This window comes from Anaerolinea thermolimosa (assembly GCF_001050195.2).
Lineage (GTDB): Bacteria > Chloroflexota > Anaerolineae > Anaerolineales > Anaerolineaceae > Anaerolinea > Anaerolinea thermolimosa.
In genome coordinates, this window is sequence record NZ_DF967965.1 from 1,053,423 (window position 1) to 1,066,352 (window position 12,930).

The 12,930-nt window shown below is 53.0% G+C and carries 16 protein-coding genes and 2 pseudogenes; 8 read left to right on the top strand and 10 right to left on the bottom strand.

Annotated features, from left to right (window positions below; all coding sequences use genetic code 11):
• Positions 1–695 precede the first annotated feature (695 nt).
• Together ATHL_RS04785 and ATHL_RS04790 are read right to left on the bottom strand one after the other, a co-directional pair.
• Positions 696–1,319 (bottom strand): RloB family protein, encoded by a 624-nt coding sequence (locus ATHL_RS04785; RefSeq protein ID WP_062190330.1) that lies wholly within the window; start codon positions 1,317–1,319, stop codon positions 696–698.
• Positions 1,288–2,619 (bottom strand): AAA family ATPase, encoded by a 1,332-nt coding sequence (locus ATHL_RS04790; RefSeq protein ID WP_062190332.1) that lies wholly within the window; start codon positions 2,617–2,619, stop codon positions 1,288–1,290. Before ATHL_RS04790 ends, ATHL_RS04785 begins: the two co-directional genes overlap by 32 nt.
• 562 nt (positions 2,620–3,181) lie before the next feature.
• Here ATHL_RS04790 and ATHL_RS04795 point away from each other — a divergent pair.
• The 7 genes and pseudogenes from ATHL_RS04795 to ATHL_RS04820 all read left to right on the top strand — a co-directional run bounded on the left by ATHL_RS04795 (position 3,182) and on the right by ATHL_RS04820 (position 8,361).
• On the top strand, positions 3,182–3,409 hold the full coding sequence (locus tag ATHL_RS04795; protein WP_062190334.1) for a hypothetical protein: 228 nt from the start codon (positions 3,182–3,184) through the stop codon (positions 3,407–3,409).
• Positions 3,406–3,594 (top strand): RHS repeat-associated core domain-containing protein, encoded by a 189-nt coding sequence (locus ATHL_RS04800; RefSeq protein WP_162787582.1) that lies wholly within the window; start codon positions 3,406–3,408, stop codon positions 3,592–3,594. Before ATHL_RS04795 ends, ATHL_RS04800 begins: the two co-directional genes overlap by 4 nt.
• A gap of 90 nt (positions 3,595–3,684) precedes the next feature.
• The gene (locus ATHL_RS18775) at positions 3,685–4,353 is read left to right on the top strand and encodes a hypothetical protein (protein ID WP_162787583.1); all 669 of its coding nucleotides are present in this window, start codon (positions 3,685–3,687) and stop codon (positions 4,351–4,353) included.
• Between the two features lie 400 nt (positions 4,354–4,753).
• On the top strand, positions 4,754–6,073 hold the full coding sequence (locus ATHL_RS04810; RefSeq protein ID WP_062190341.1) for an RHS repeat-associated core domain-containing protein: 1,320 nt from the start codon (positions 4,754–4,756) through the stop codon (positions 6,071–6,073).
• Positions 6,009–7,442, top strand: coding sequence for a PD40 domain-containing protein (locus tag ATHL_RS04815; protein ID WP_162787584.1), 1,434 nt, complete (start codon positions 6,009–6,011; stop codon positions 7,440–7,442). Before ATHL_RS04810 ends, ATHL_RS04815 begins: the two co-directional genes overlap by 65 nt.
• Before the next feature lie 133 nt (positions 7,443–7,575).
• Positions 7,576–7,731: pseudogene (locus ATHL_RS19630) on the top strand (RHS repeat-associated core domain-containing protein); the annotation flags it as partial.
• Positions 7,732–7,821: 90 nt separating this feature from the next.
• Positions 7,822–8,361, top strand: coding sequence for a hypothetical protein (locus ATHL_RS04820; protein ID WP_236822328.1), 540 nt, complete (start codon positions 7,822–7,824; stop codon positions 8,359–8,361).
• 359 nt (positions 8,362–8,720) lie between these two features.
• Here the strand turns inward: ATHL_RS04820 and ATHL_RS04830 are convergent, their stop codons facing one another.
• Entirely contained in the window at positions 8,721–9,992 is a 1,272-nt protein-coding gene (locus ATHL_RS04830) for a hypothetical protein (protein ID WP_062190348.1), read from the bottom strand.
• Complete coding sequence (locus ATHL_RS04835; protein ID WP_062190350.1) at positions 9,989–10,414, bottom strand: hypothetical protein; 426 nt, start codon at positions 10,412–10,414, stop codon at positions 9,989–9,991. The genes ATHL_RS04830 and ATHL_RS04835 overlap by 4 nt, the downstream gene beginning before the upstream one ends.
• A gap of 96 nt (positions 10,415–10,510) precedes the next feature.
• Here ATHL_RS04835 and ATHL_RS19485 point away from each other — a divergent pair, with 96 nt between their 5' ends.
• Positions 10,511–10,633: a hypothetical protein gene (locus ATHL_RS19485; RefSeq protein WP_272897339.1), complete on the top strand. Its 123-nt coding sequence runs from the start codon at positions 10,511–10,513 to the stop codon at positions 10,631–10,633.
• Between the two features lie 61 nt (positions 10,634–10,694).
• Here ATHL_RS19485 and ATHL_RS04840 read toward each other — a convergent pair whose 3' ends face one another.
• The 6 genes and pseudogenes from ATHL_RS04840 to ATHL_RS04860 all read right to left on the bottom strand — a co-directional run.
• Positions 10,695–11,135: a pilus assembly protein TadG-related protein gene (locus tag ATHL_RS04840; RefSeq protein ID WP_062190352.1), complete on the bottom strand. Its 441-nt coding sequence runs from the start codon at positions 11,133–11,135 to the stop codon at positions 10,695–10,697.
• A gap of 3 nt (positions 11,136–11,138) precedes the next feature.
• On the bottom strand, positions 11,139–11,552 hold the full coding sequence (locus tag ATHL_RS04845) for a TadE/TadG family type IV pilus assembly protein (protein ID WP_062190354.1): 414 nt from the start codon (positions 11,550–11,552) through the stop codon (positions 11,139–11,141).
• 18 nt (positions 11,553–11,570) lie between these two features.
• The gene (locus ATHL_RS18780; protein ID WP_162787585.1) at positions 11,571–11,723 is read right to left on the bottom strand and encodes a hypothetical protein; all 153 of its coding nucleotides are present in this window, start codon (positions 11,721–11,723) and stop codon (positions 11,571–11,573) included.
• Complete coding sequence (locus ATHL_RS04850; protein ID WP_062190356.1) at positions 11,713–12,135, bottom strand: prepilin peptidase; 423 nt, start codon at positions 12,133–12,135, stop codon at positions 11,713–11,715. The genes ATHL_RS18780 and ATHL_RS04850 overlap by 11 nt, the downstream gene beginning before the upstream one ends.
• The gene (locus tag ATHL_RS04855) at positions 12,132–12,683 is read right to left on the bottom strand and encodes a hypothetical protein (RefSeq protein WP_062190358.1); all 552 of its coding nucleotides are present in this window, start codon (positions 12,681–12,683) and stop codon (positions 12,132–12,134) included. The genes ATHL_RS04850 and ATHL_RS04855 overlap by 4 nt, the downstream gene beginning before the upstream one ends.
• A 4-nt stretch (positions 12,684–12,687) precedes the next feature.
• A pseudogene (locus ATHL_RS04860) lies at positions 12,688–12,930 on the bottom strand (hypothetical protein); the annotation flags it as partial.

Sequence of the window (12,930 nt, forward strand, 5' to 3'; positions counted from 1 at the left end):
TGGCCCGTGGTTTGCACCTGGCTGACTTGATGGCGTAACCCTGGTAATTCGCCAGGGGGCAGCCCTCATTCCTGTTCCTTCACCAATGTTTTACCAATACTGGAACGATCACTCGAAACTTTGACTATCGAGACCATTCTGACTATTCAGTACGCTCTAAACGGGGAAGCCTTTACGTACTCAGGCTGAGAATACCACCTTTCGCTCCAGTTTACCATTCAAGACGGTGAGGTGATGAAATTCGTCCTATAGCGGTTCCAGCGAATATTACAATACTCGTGTGTGCGTTCTGTCCTGGGATGATTTAATGGGTTCTGATAGCGATGGGAGCTGTAGCAGATTGTATCACAGGCATTCTTCAAGTTTGGCGAGGTATCAGATCGTTTGGGCAGGATGCCTTGGGGAAGGAATTCATTACCAATCATCAGAACGTGGCGATTATCAAACTGGTAACTCATGGTTATCTATAGGAGGTGGTAAACGACTAAGCAGGTTTGGCAAACGAGTAATGTGTAGCAATGACAGTATGTGGGGCACGAGGACTCGCTGGTATAGCCGAGGTAGTTTACATTGACGAGTATCTACCCGATGATACCGCGCATGCAACATATTGCTGTTCTCGGGGGGACGGAGGGCTACTTACCGAGCGATGCCGCCTGCGTATATGTAGGCATCAATCTGCAAAGGGAATCTCTTTATGGGATGAGATGGTTGTTGAGTTCTTTCACCAGAAGATGCACAGTGGTGCTGGGGTCATCCTTCGCAGGGTCATGGGGGTTGTAAGATCCCAGCAATCGTTGAGCGTTGGAAATAGCTATTCTTTGATGGGTAAGCAACTCATCGTATAACGAAGGATCGTTCTTCTGGTAAGTACGTCCCAGGTTCTGGCTTAATTTGTTAATGTATTGTTGTCGATTCATAGGGGTATTATAATAACCAAAATGCAAGAGAAACCATACCTCAAAGCATGGATTGGAATAGGCTACTTTTAACCCTGCCTGCTTTGCCTGCTGAATAGCCTGATTAAATTGAGGGGCACCAACATTGTCGAAATCGAAAACTACCCAGGCCTGATCGAAATCCCCTTTTTGCCAGTAGTTCTGAGCATATTTGACGATATTCAGCGGACTTCTCCCTATTCCAAATGCTTCCACCACCGCATTGACGCGGAAGCGTTTGAAATAATTCGGTTCGGTTTGCTTGCCCTCGCATATGATGAGGAAGCGCTGTCTGAGTTCGCGCTGTTTGATGGAACGTGGGCGCAGGGGTGCCCCTTTGGGAGAAAGTTTACGACCGCTCGGCTTCGGTGTTCGTGCCATGTTTGAGTATGTCCTCCACATACAGACGCATTCCGCCCACCAGGGGAATACCTCCATAACGCCCAGAAAGGTAATTTTTCAGATAAGAGGCATCTTTACGCTCTTTCATTTCCGCCAGCGAATACAATTCAGATGCGCCAAAGCGGTTCTTTTGGGTAAACCATACCTGATCGCGCCGCAACAAGCATTCGCTCAGTAGACCTGCATCATGAGTAGCAAAAATCAACTGCGCATTTTTGGGGTTGGTTTCCGGGGAGTTGAACAGGCGCACAATTTCGCGACTTAGCACGGGGTGCAGGCGGGCGTCCAGTTCGTCAATGACCAGCACTTTGCCTTCGTTTAGCACATCGAAAAGCGGGCCTAGTAAATAAAGGAATTTCTGCGTGCCATCGGACTCATCCTGAATATCAAAAGTCTCATTTCCCATAAAAATTTCCCCTGCGTATACCGGATGCGTAGTTTCCACTGTTCGGAGGGAAAGCTCTTCAGCTGGTTTACCCGTCTTCTCAACAATTTCCTGTAGGAATTTACGCAACTCGGCAGGAATTTGCATACTGTCCAGAGGTTCGCTCTTGACCGAGAGGGCGGTAATACCGGTATCCGCCAGCTGAATCATCTTGTGGGCAAATTGACAGAAGGATTCATGTTTCTGTAATTGTTCCATAGTGTACGGTGCGTAGAATTCATCTTTTAAGCCTGAAACCACCCGTAGGCTTTTGCGAAACCATTCCAATAGAGAAACTGCCAGAGGGCTGTTGAACTGTGCCATCACCGAAAGGAACAGCGCATTCGGACGGGTCATCTCACGGAGTTTTACCGACGCTTCCTTCCTGAAGGGGGTGGAAACATCGTACTCGTTTCGTTCACGAATGAACAAAAGGCTCTCGCGATGTACTGTTTGGTACAGCCATTCGCTATTGACCTGTTCTTCGTCCACTTCGAATCCATAGCGGTAACGCTTATTATTCATAGCAAAGATGACCTGAAAAGTAGCGGGCTTCTGACGTGCTTCGCTGTTCAGGCGAAAACGCTCTACTGGAATTTTTTCTCCAGATTGGAACTCCGTTGCCGAGTCCAGAACAAACCGGCGCATGAACCCTATGGCTCGCACTAGGTTGCTTTTTCCGCTGGCGTTGGCGCCGTAAATTGCCGCGCTGCGCAACAGCTTGATGCTGTTAACCTCGAAAAGGTTGTCCGTGTTCAGGCGGGACTCTTCCTCCCTTAAAGGAGTAGCGAGCAGGCTTAAGATGACTGACTGATAAAAAGACCGGAAGTTGGAAACACTAAATTCTATCAACATAATTCGCTCTTTTTGTGAAAAACACGAAAATATCAACGGTTGCGACAACAATAATATAATGCTTTGTGTCTTCTGTCAAGAAGGGGTTTAATGGAGTCCGTCAAATCAATTTTTGGTGATTTTCCAACCGCCAACCGTGGCGGATCGAAGGAGCATCCCACCGCCACATTTGCTGGCTTTTTCCTGGTTTCACCAAAACTATCGATTGTGTGACAATCACGTTGGTGCAAAAGCGTTCATTCTATCTTCAGAAAACATTGTGCGACACGGTTTACACCCCTTTTCAGCCCTCAAAACCGGGCTTTTGGCGGGTTTTTCGGGTGTTATGTGTCGTACAATAACTATTGTACGACTATATTGTACGACATACAAAACGAGTGACATTCATCACGATCCTTGCATGATATGTAATATTCAGCCATTTTCACCGGTTTCCAGCCTCTATTGAAGCCTGTTTTGAAGCCTCCCCCTCTCTACAATCATCAGTAAATAAATTGACAAAGTAAATATATCTACAAACGGTCAAACTTCTGCTTCAATGAATCCTTTTAGAGGAGAAACCATGTGGGCCATCGCTCGTATCAATAAGCAGATTGTGAATGGATTTGTCATCCTGGCGGTGCTCTTAAGCCTTCTTCCCGCCGCCGCGCCGGTTTCTTCGAAGGCGCTTTCTCAAGCCAAACAAGGCTCAAGCGATCGGATTCGCTATGGCAGCGAATGGTATACACTTCCAGCAGCAGCACGGTCTACTTTCTGCTGGGTGACCACCTGGGGAGCGTTAGTGTGGTGACGGACGCCGAAACGGGGGTGGTGGTGGGCCAGATCAGGTACTCGGCCTATGGGGATGAGCGCTACACGAGCGGCATGACCCCTACGAACTACCGCTACACGGGTCAGCTCTCCAGGCTGGCGGAGATTGGGCTGTACCACTACGGCGCTCGCTGGTTCGACCCGGCGCTGGCCCATTTCGTTTAGGCGGATACGGTGGTGCCCGACGCGTCCAATCCCGCGACGTTTGATCGGTTTGCCTATACGCGAAACAATCCGATTCGTTACAATGACCCCATGGGCCATGATGTGGGTTGCCCGGCTTCGAATCCAGCTTGTACAAAACTAAGCGGATATGGTAATGAGGATCGAGCCAAAGCGTATGACGAATACGTTGAGAAATATCGCCAGATGTACCGAGTACATTTGCAACGAACAATGCCCAATTTCCTGGTTACACCGCAAACTGGCTCGAACTTATTTCCAGGAACACCTAATTCTCAAGCCGAAGCACAAAAGATACCACTAAAATGCTCGGTTGAAAAACCACGACCAAGCATAAGTTCGTGGACACCACCTGAAGAATGGGATTTGGATCCATCTCATCCTGATTACAAAGTTTCCACTTTGGCTTTGGGTCCGGCAACATTTTCGTACACGGTTGACAGATATGGAGGAGAATATATAGGAGCTGGGCCAAATATCGGCAGGGGTTTTCCAGTTTCGTTTTCACACAATAATGGTTTCATAAAAGCTGTTGACGGTATGATGCCAATGCAGAGTGATGTCGAGAGTTTCCTAACGGGCACTTCCCTTAGTGTAAATGCAGGTGCTGTTGTTGATGTCACTACTACTTGGAGTCCATTTGCGGGTGATCGAGTCGCTCACTCAGCCGGTGAATATGGAGCGTTCATCGGTATTTCAATTGGAATTTCGGTAAATATCTATAATTTCAAACTACCATAGAGGTCTCCATGCATAATGTATATGCTTTTCTAATCTTTTCGTTTGGGTTAGCCTTCGTTAGTTTTATTGGTTACCTCTCTTGGTTTTCACCACAAGGTTATGCAAAGTTGTTAGTTATTTGGAAAAAGTGGATCAAGGCCACTTCAATCATCTATCCTGAGAGTTACATCAATTTCTTTTTAAGTCCTTCGGGGCCTGGACTTTGGATTATACGGATTACAGTTGTGCTTGCATTTTTATTTTCTCTTAGAGGGGTGGTATTTGGCATTTGGGGTATATGACATCCATAGTTTGGTAATATGGAATTTTATTCAGAAAATTTCTGATGTCTGAACCTTACCAACCGAATATCGTGGTAGCCTGAGGTTACCCCCCGGAGGCAGACCTGCGGAGGCGGCGGGTGTTTCCACAGAGCCGCGTGCCCGGGTTGAACCTGGCCACGTTGCTGAACAGTGTCAAAGCCCTGCTCCGCGCGCCGGTGACGTGGCTGGGGGAATTGTTCGGCGGAGTGGAGTTAGCGGCCTTGGTGCCGGTCAAGATATATATCGAAGAACTGCAAACTGAGACCCATCCGCCTGCCGGACAGGTGTGGAAGAACTACATTCTGGTGGGCGGTCAGCGAGTGGCGGTGAGGGAGTATACTTCTACAAGTAGCACGGTCTACTTCCTGCTGGGTGACCACCTGGGGAGCACCAGCGTGGTGACGGACGCCGCAACGGGGGTGGTGGTGGGCCAGATCAGGTACTCGGCCTACGGGGATGAGCGCTACACGAGCGGCATGACCCCCACCGACTACCGCTACACGGGCCAATTATCGAAGATGACAACGATTGGCCTATACTTTTATAAGGCTCGCTGGTTCGACCCGGCGCTGGCCCATTTCATACAGGCCGACACCATCGTGCCGGGAACGGGGAATCCCCTGGCATGGGATCGATATGCTTACGTATTGTGGAACCCGATCAATTTCAATGATCCAACCGGCCACTGTATATTTTCTGCGTATGGGCAATGTATCATTGCTGACAATGGGCAACATGTAGATTATTCCGCGCCTGACACGGCTGACGAATCACAACTGACTGAACCAGACGGAAGTCAATACGGCGGTCAGGATGCATACAATCTTTACCTTAAGTTATGGAAACATAAGAGCGGCTGGTGGTGGAAGCGCGGACACTTTACCCTGGAAGACTTCTTTGCCCTTGTTTTCTTTCGAGAAGGATGGGATGTGCTCGCCAATTCGGGCTACAAGATTCAAAATCAAATCACTTTAATCGATGCGTTTTCAGAAGGCGCAGTAAGATCGATGTATGGATGGTGCAATGATGTTTCCTCTGGTGGGGCGTGCATGGGAGGTCCAGACAGCATTGAAGGGAAGCTGAACTGGATCGTGAGATACAGCCAGTCTCTAACCAATACCTTTACTGCTTTGACCTCGGGGAACCAGGGAAGCGACCTGGATTCGTTATTTGCTCAACGAGGATTATCGCCTACGAATGCAAACACCGTTGCGTATAACTTCATGAATTCCGATCCATCATGGCGAGTTGCTGCGCCGATGTCATCTGGCAGACCGTATGGATGGGGAAATGATCTATCAGGAAGGTGGTTAGCGGACAATGTGAATCTATCTGAAATGGTGGTATGGGCCAGTGGCAGCTTTTTCATTCCCACATACGAAGGCAATGTTAGTTTTAATGCTTACAACCCAAAATGACTGTCACGATGAATCCGCAAATACCAACCAAGGGAAGGTGAAAGGCATCTCTATGCGAATGAAACGGATTGGATTGTTCCTTGTTTTGTTGATGTTGATAGCCTGTACAGTTAACACCGATTCTCTTGCAGGTCAACAGGAAACTCCTCCAGCGATCGAAACCCAGATCGCCGCTCCAATGAATCTTAAGTCGACGCCAATAGTATCTGCCACGATTAAGGCATCAGCCACACACACCATTCTACCCACGCCGATCCTCGAATCCAAAAGACAATGTATTGATGCAACAACACCAGAAACTATGTTTCCTTCCGCCAATTTTAATGGGAGCCTTGTCTTAATTTCCTCAACCCAAAACAGCCAGAAGAGTTACTTGCTCGATCTTGCCTCGAATCAACGGACATTGCTACCGAACAACGGATTGACGAACATTCTTAATGCAGTTATATCACCTAATGGAAGTTGGATTGCATACAGTGTTTTCGACCTCTCGCAAGGAAATGAATTACTTCTTATTGTTAATTCAACCGGCAATGTGATTAAAGAACACAATTTTGTTGATTTATTTCAATCCGCATCGACAGTAGTTTTGGGCTGGTTGGATGACGAGCGACTTGTGGGTGTTCAGGTGGGTGAACATCCTGAAATAAGTCCAGCCGATAATATGCCGATCATCTTGAATCCATTCACTGGTAAATGGAGCAAGTTAAAATCAGACTATAAGGATATTTACTCTTTGTACCCTCAATACCTTAGTCTATGGGGTGAGAATTTTCGCACCTTAAGCGTTTTTCATCCCACGCTCAAGTGGGTGGTCTATAAATCTTTCGATGGTGTAGTGTTGTGGGATTTGGTTCGGAAACAAACTGTGAAGATGTTCCCGGACGAAGCCCCGATAACAAGCGGGCCAGTGTGGTCGCCGGATGGTGAACGCTTCGTCATCGATCTAGATTCCTCCACAGGGCGCAATATCTTTCTAGTGTCTACCACAGGCGAATTGGAGGAAGTCACATTCTTCGAGGGGCTTGAGCCGGGTGATTTGGTGGATTTTACCTGGTCGCCGGATGGGAACTCGATCGCCTTTTGGCTCTCTACTCGAAAAGGTGGTTATGCTTTACCTGTTTATGATTTAGCAATTTTGCGTCTGAATACTCGTGATGTTCAAATGCTGTGCATTCAGCCCTACGGCTTCCGACAAAGATATCCTAGATATCCTGTTTGGTCACCTGATGGAAAATATGTGGCAGTTGCAGCAGTGAATATAGATGAACCAGAACGAAGCTCTGTTGTATTGATCGATTTGATTAACAATCGACAATACAAGATAGCAGACGATGTTATCCCGGCTGGGTGGATGGTAGGTCCATAAAATCATGGATGGCTCTCCCTCGCCGCAACAGGGGCGGTGGTGGGCCAGATCAGGTACTCAGCCTACGGGGATGAGCGCTACACGAGCGGCATGACCCCTACGAACTACCGCTACACGGGGCCAATTATCGAAGATGACAACGATCGGCCTATACTTTTATAAGGCTCGCTGGTTCGACCCGGCGATAGCCCATTTCGTCCAGGCGGATACGGTGGTGCCCGACGCGTCCAATCCCGCGACGTTTGATCGGTTTGCCTATACGCGAAATAATCCGATTCGTTACAACGACCCCACGGGCCATGATGTGGGTTGCCCGGCTTCGAATCCAGCATGCGCCAAGATCAGTGGATATCCAAATGATCCTCGCCATAAAGAGTATATGGAAAATGTGCGTGTGGAACGTGAGAGATTGCGAAAACTGGAAGGCGAGGCAGGTATTCCACCCATTTTTTCTGGCGCAAATAACTATTATCCAGGCTTTCCTCCAAAGAGTTCTTCTCATACATCTCCACCGAAATTAGCACCAACAAATCCTACTGTAATATCAGCTAATCCCAATTCGCCCCATTGGAAAGTCAGCGTTGATATTCAATGGGATCGAGTCGATCCTGTGGATTTATTAATTGATGGGACAGGTATTGCTGGAGATGGAGTAGCAATAGCTGGATTTCCCGAAGGAGTAGTGCCTTATGCTGTTACTGAAATTGTAGAAGGAGCAGGCTTTGTGAAATCTGGAATTGAACTCATCAATGGGGATCCATCTAGCATGCTCCTTCAACAGGCAACTGAACAGGGTGAACGAGTCGCAGTAATGGTTGCAAGAGCTGGCAGACTGGTTCCGATTGTCGGTTTCATAGGCAATGGAGTTAGTTTGTGGTTCAATTTGCGACCCAACATAAAAATCGAATACAAATACTAAAGGAGGGGGATCTATGATTATCTCCATTGATCTCTCTTATGCGATTCTTAGTCTATTTGTCTGCTTATCATCGCTAATATTTATTATCGATGGCTGGAAGATAATTGTTCTGCGAAAGCGAATTCTAATGACCATGTATCGAATAACCTATCAATTCTTGGGACTGTTTGTCGATAAAACCAGAATCCTGAAATGGAAGAATTGGTATTTATCTGGTCGAAGGCCAAGAATTTATGGATGGATTGCTTTGTTAGGAGGATTCTTTTGGTTGTTGTTCGGCATATATTTATTCATTGAATTCCTAAAAGCGAATTCATTTATATAAAAAAGAAGAGGGTCGCTCTTCCACCCCCGCCCGATTACCAGCTCTCCACCCACAGCGGTTCGGCGGGTGAGATGTCCACCAGATTGCGCGGAGAGTCACCCTCAAAGACCAGCGTGCGCAAATCTGTGGCCACGCCTCCCAGCCGCTCCGCCTTGCAGTCCCGAATCAACCGCTCCCGTCCTTCCTCGTTCGCCGCACACAGCGCCACCCTGCCGCCGTTCACCTGCGCCAGGTTGCGCCACTTCCTGCGGCTTCCGTCCCCCCGCTCCACTTCCACATACCAGCGTTCGCCGTCCCGCTCCACCAGCACGTCCGGGTCGGCCTTGCCTGCCACTTCGGGCAAGACGGTCACGTTCCAGCCGCGCAGACGGGCGTGCAAGGCAAACGCCAGGATCGCCACCGTGTGGGCTTCCTGACTCTCCCCCTGGTGGAGACGCATCAGCCGCTCCCATTCGCTTTCCACCACCTGCCAGCCCCACGCCCGGCACAGGGCTTTGCCGTCCTCCGAGAGCCGGTACACCGCCAGCCCGGTCACGAACGGGCTTTCCATGCGCAGGCTTTCGGACACCAGCAGACCGGCTTTGACCAGTTCATCCGCCGGTTTGCGGATGGAGTTCGTGCGCGCCGAGACGTTTTCCAGCGCGCTCAACACCCGGTCAATCTCCAAGCGTGAGCCAATCCCTTTCGCCAGCAGGTACAGGATCAGCACCTTGCGCCTGTAACGCAGGGCTTCATCGGGGTTCAACTGCTCCTTGAATCTCAACGGCGCAGAAGGGAAGACAACCCCCCGCAGTTCTTCCACCAGATTGCGGTGGTATTCCGAGAGCATGTCGCTGGATACCACATGCCTGCTCTTTTCCTGCTTCTGCTTCGGCTTCTTTTCGGCTTTCTCTCCGGCTCTGGAGAGTTTTTCCTGCAAAGCCTCTTTGGCCTTGCGCTCCTGCGCCAGTTCCACCTTCGCCCGCTCCAGCGCACTGCGCAGGGCTTCCACTTCACCCTTCAGGCGGGCGATTTCGCCTTCCAGGGCTTTCGTCCCGTTGCCGTTCCCGTTGCCCCCCGTCCAGGCAGACTTCACGCCCACCGGATGAACCGCCACCCCCCACCAGAACGAACGCCAGTCCGCAGGCGTCCAGGCCTGCGGTACGCCCGGATTTTCCACGCGCCGGGCTTCCAGTGCTTCCCCGGCCAGCCGCTGCGCCAGCTCCACCACCAGCGCGCGGTATTCCCGTGCGGTGTGCTCGGCGTTCTCCCGCAGTTTGCGTTCGGCCTCGATCAGGTCTTCCAGCGCCCGGTCGCGGTAGCTCATGGCGCTCCCTCCACCTTTCGGATGGCATTCTCCAGCGCGCTTACCGCCGCTTCCCGGCTGTCACCCTGCGCCCAGCGGCGCAGAGCCGAGACCGCATCCAGCACCGCCGTTCGCTGACCGTCAAGCGCCGCCTGCTTTTGCTTTTCCAGCGTCCCTGTGAGGCGATCCGCCACCGTCAGGACGCGCAGAGGGTCAAGAGGTTTGTTCAGCAGGGCGCTCATTTCGTCACAGGCTTTTTGCAGTTCCGTCAGTTCCCGCCGATACTCCCGCCTCGAACGGTAAATCTGCCACTCTTCCCACGTCAGCACCTTCCCACCTTCAGGGGTCACCATCCAGCCCAGCACTCCCAGCAGGATGATCACCACCACCGCCGCGCCGATCCAGAGCGAAGATAATCCTTTCCACTCGATTTCAATCTCCATCGTTCTCCTTTCTCCCCTGCCGTGGGGGGCAGGGACGCCAGTGCATCCCCACCCTCTCCCTGCACTGCCAGCCTACCAGCGGAATACCATCGCCGTGTGGACGAGTATCGCCGCGAGCCGCTTGGCAATCAGGTTGCCCACGAACAGGGCTACCGCCACTTGAATGGCGGAAAGCCACAGGCTTACCACTGCTCCACGCATGACGAGACCCTCCTGTGAATGATGTGGGCCCCGTCACCCTGGTGAGTTGTTCGGCAGCCCCGCGGAATTGCCGCCGAACTCATCTGCGGTTCACCCGCATTTCCGCCACCGACGCCACCCGCACCGTCAGGGCGGGAGACGCGGCGGGTACAAACAGCGTGAGTGAGGCTGTGGCGCGGCATTCGGCCACTGTGGGGGAGAGCAGACGCAGGCCGCTCAGGGAAGGGGAATACGCCACCACCCCCTGATCCACCACCGCCCCGGCGAACTCCCGACCGGCATAGGACGCACCCAGCCCCAGGTCGATCTGCCGTGCTCCAGTGCGGATGAAGGTGGACACGTCCAGCGCCTGCGCCGCCGCCTCACAGGCGGCATCCGTTGCCGCCTGCAGGTGGGTGTACACGTAGAACGCGCGCACCACGTCAATCGTCAGCGCCGCCAGCGGCACGGCCACAAACGCCAGGAAAGCGGCGAACCACGCCATGATGTTGCCGCGTTGAGGGGAATTCTTTTTCCTCATCCCCTACCATCCTTCCTGACGGAACGTCGAGCGGGCGCTGCCCTCGAATTTCACCTCTCCACCGCCTCCCAGCAGGGAGAGCATCGAGCCGAGAAAGTTGGGCGCTTCCCAGTGGACGCTCACCGTGACCTGCGCGCCGGGTCTTCCCCCGCCGCCTGCCGCCACCTGGTACTCACCTACCATCGTCTTCGACAGTGCAGCATGGGCGGCGGAAGCGGCCACCCCCGCCGCCCCCTGCTGTGCCACCGAACCAGCCCGCGCGCCGTAGTTGGCGGCGTTCGCCGCCGCCACGGACGCATACCCGGCGATGGCAAAGTTCACCAGCGCAAAGGTGAGCACCAGCACCACAGGCAGGGCGACCGCCGTCTCCGCCATGGCGTTTCCACGTTCAAACCAGCGTTTGCCCCGGTTGTGCATGGTGTGCCTCCCTGCGGACTAGATCGCCCCGGCAACGTTCTGGATCGTTCCCAGAATGTTCACGCCCAGCAGCTGGAAGCCCGCCAGCGCGACCAGCAGTACCACCGCGCCGATCACGGCGTACTCGGTCATGTCGTTCCCGTCACGATTGAAGAAGAATTTAGCGAACATACGAAAAACCTCCTTGAAGAATGATTGAAACTGGAACAGAAAGAATCGCACCTGCGGCAAACACGGGCACCGCCGGAAACCGCGCACCTTTCCCGTGCCGCATCCACAATCCCACTCCGACAACCAGCCGGAGCACCACCGCCAGCAGGAAGCCTGCGGGCATGAAGACCGCCAGAACCGCCAGAATTTTCCCGTCCGCTCCGCCTGTACCTCCTTTCCAGAACGAAAAGACCATCACGGCAACCGCCAGAACGAACAGCCAGAGGGTGGCTCCGCCCTGCCGCACTGCCCACAGCCCCGCCAGCACAAACGGCGGGACGGTCAGGACGTTCGGCACGCTGCGGGTGCGCAGGTCGTACACCGCACACACCACCAGCCAGAACACCAACCCACCGGCGACAACCCACGTCATGCCTTTTTCTCCGCCAGGTGCACGCGGTAGAAGTACAGCCGTTTGGGTTCGCCCCAGTTCACCCCCAGGGCTTTTCCCACCTGCCCGGCTTCGACATCAAACCACTCTCCGGCGTTCAGGATGGAGCGTTCCTCCACCTGCACTTTGCGCGGATTGCGCCCCAGAAGGGGATCAACCAGGTTGGCCACCTTGCCGTTGCGCGCTTCCAGCGGCTTCAACACCCGCTTCAGCCGGTCGGGAGACAGCGGAGAGACCACCAGACGGGTGGCGTTGTCGGTCAGGAACGAGATCGCCTGCGCCTGTTCCAGCTTCCGCTCCAGCCCCGTCAGGCTTACCCCTCCTGCCTGCTGTCCCAGCCAGGCCAGCGGATAGGCTACCTGCACTGCCTGCCGGGCCTTCTCGCGCCGTTCGGCCACCTGCATGAGATACCAGTCCGAAAGCACCTGCTCCATCTCCCGCAGGGCGGACGCCTGCCGGGAGTTGTAGAGGGTCAGAATTGCGCCGAGCATGAGCATGGCGGCCAGGGTTGCTACTGCCCACAAGTCCATTCCTTCACCTCCCAATGTGTTGTGAGATTTTTTCCATGCGCTCCGCCAGTTTGCGGATCGCTTCCGGTCGTTCATCGCGTACTGCCGAATATCCCAGCGCCGCCGCCAGCCCCAGCAGAGTCAGGAACGGCCACAGCGCACGGCTCACCGCCGCGGCGGGGGTCGCGGCAATCTTCACCGGGGTGCGCGCCGGGGTGACGGTCGGAGTTGGCGCGGGTGCTTCCCGCGTGGGGGCGTCCACCTGCAC

What these genes read in the sequence shown, in the direction of transcription:
- ATHL_RS04855 (WP_062190358.1), bottom strand. Translation starts at nt 12,683, where the DNA reads ATGGACTTGTGGGCAGTAGCAACCCTGGCCGCCATGCTCATGCTCGGC.
- ATHL_RS18775 (WP_162787583.1), top strand. Translation starts at nt 3,685, where the DNA reads ATGGGCCATGATGTGGGTTGCCCGGCTTCGAATCCAGCTTGTACAAAA.
- ATHL_RS04845 (WP_062190354.1), bottom strand. Translation starts at nt 11,552, where the DNA reads ATGCACAACCGGGGCAAACGCTGGTTTGAACGTGGAAACGCCATGGCG.
- ATHL_RS04820 (WP_236822328.1), top strand. Translation starts at nt 7,822, where the DNA reads ATGGAAAATGTGCGTGTGGAACGTGAGAGATTGCGAAAACTGGAAGGC.
- ATHL_RS04790 (WP_062190332.1), bottom strand. Translation starts at nt 2,619, where the DNA reads ATGTTGATAGAATTTAGTGTTTCCAACTTCCGGTCTTTTTATCAGTCA.
- ATHL_RS04795 (WP_062190334.1), top strand. Translation starts at nt 3,182, where the DNA reads ATGTGGGCCATCGCTCGTATCAATAAGCAGATTGTGAATGGATTTGTC.
- ATHL_RS04850 (WP_062190356.1), bottom strand. Translation starts at nt 12,135, where the DNA reads ATGACGTGGGTTGTCGCCGGTGGGTTGGTGTTCTGGCTGGTGGTGTGT.
- ATHL_RS04830 (WP_062190348.1), bottom strand. Translation starts at nt 9,992, where the DNA reads ATGAGCTACCGCGACCGGGCGCTGGAAGACCTGATCGAGGCCGAACGC.
- ATHL_RS04835 (WP_062190350.1), bottom strand. Translation starts at nt 10,414, where the DNA reads ATGGAGATTGAAATCGAGTGGAAAGGATTATCTTCGCTCTGGATCGGC.
- ATHL_RS04785 (WP_062190330.1), bottom strand. Translation starts at nt 1,319, where the DNA reads ATGGCACGAACACCGAAGCCGAGCGGTCGTAAACTTTCTCCCAAAGGG.
- ATHL_RS04840 (WP_062190352.1), bottom strand. Translation starts at nt 11,135, where the DNA reads ATGAGGAAAAAGAATTCCCCTCAACGCGGCAACATCATGGCGTGGTTC.
- ATHL_RS18780 (WP_162787585.1), bottom strand. Translation starts at nt 11,723, where the DNA reads ATGTTCGCTAAATTCTTCTTCAATCGTGACGGGAACGACATGACCGAG.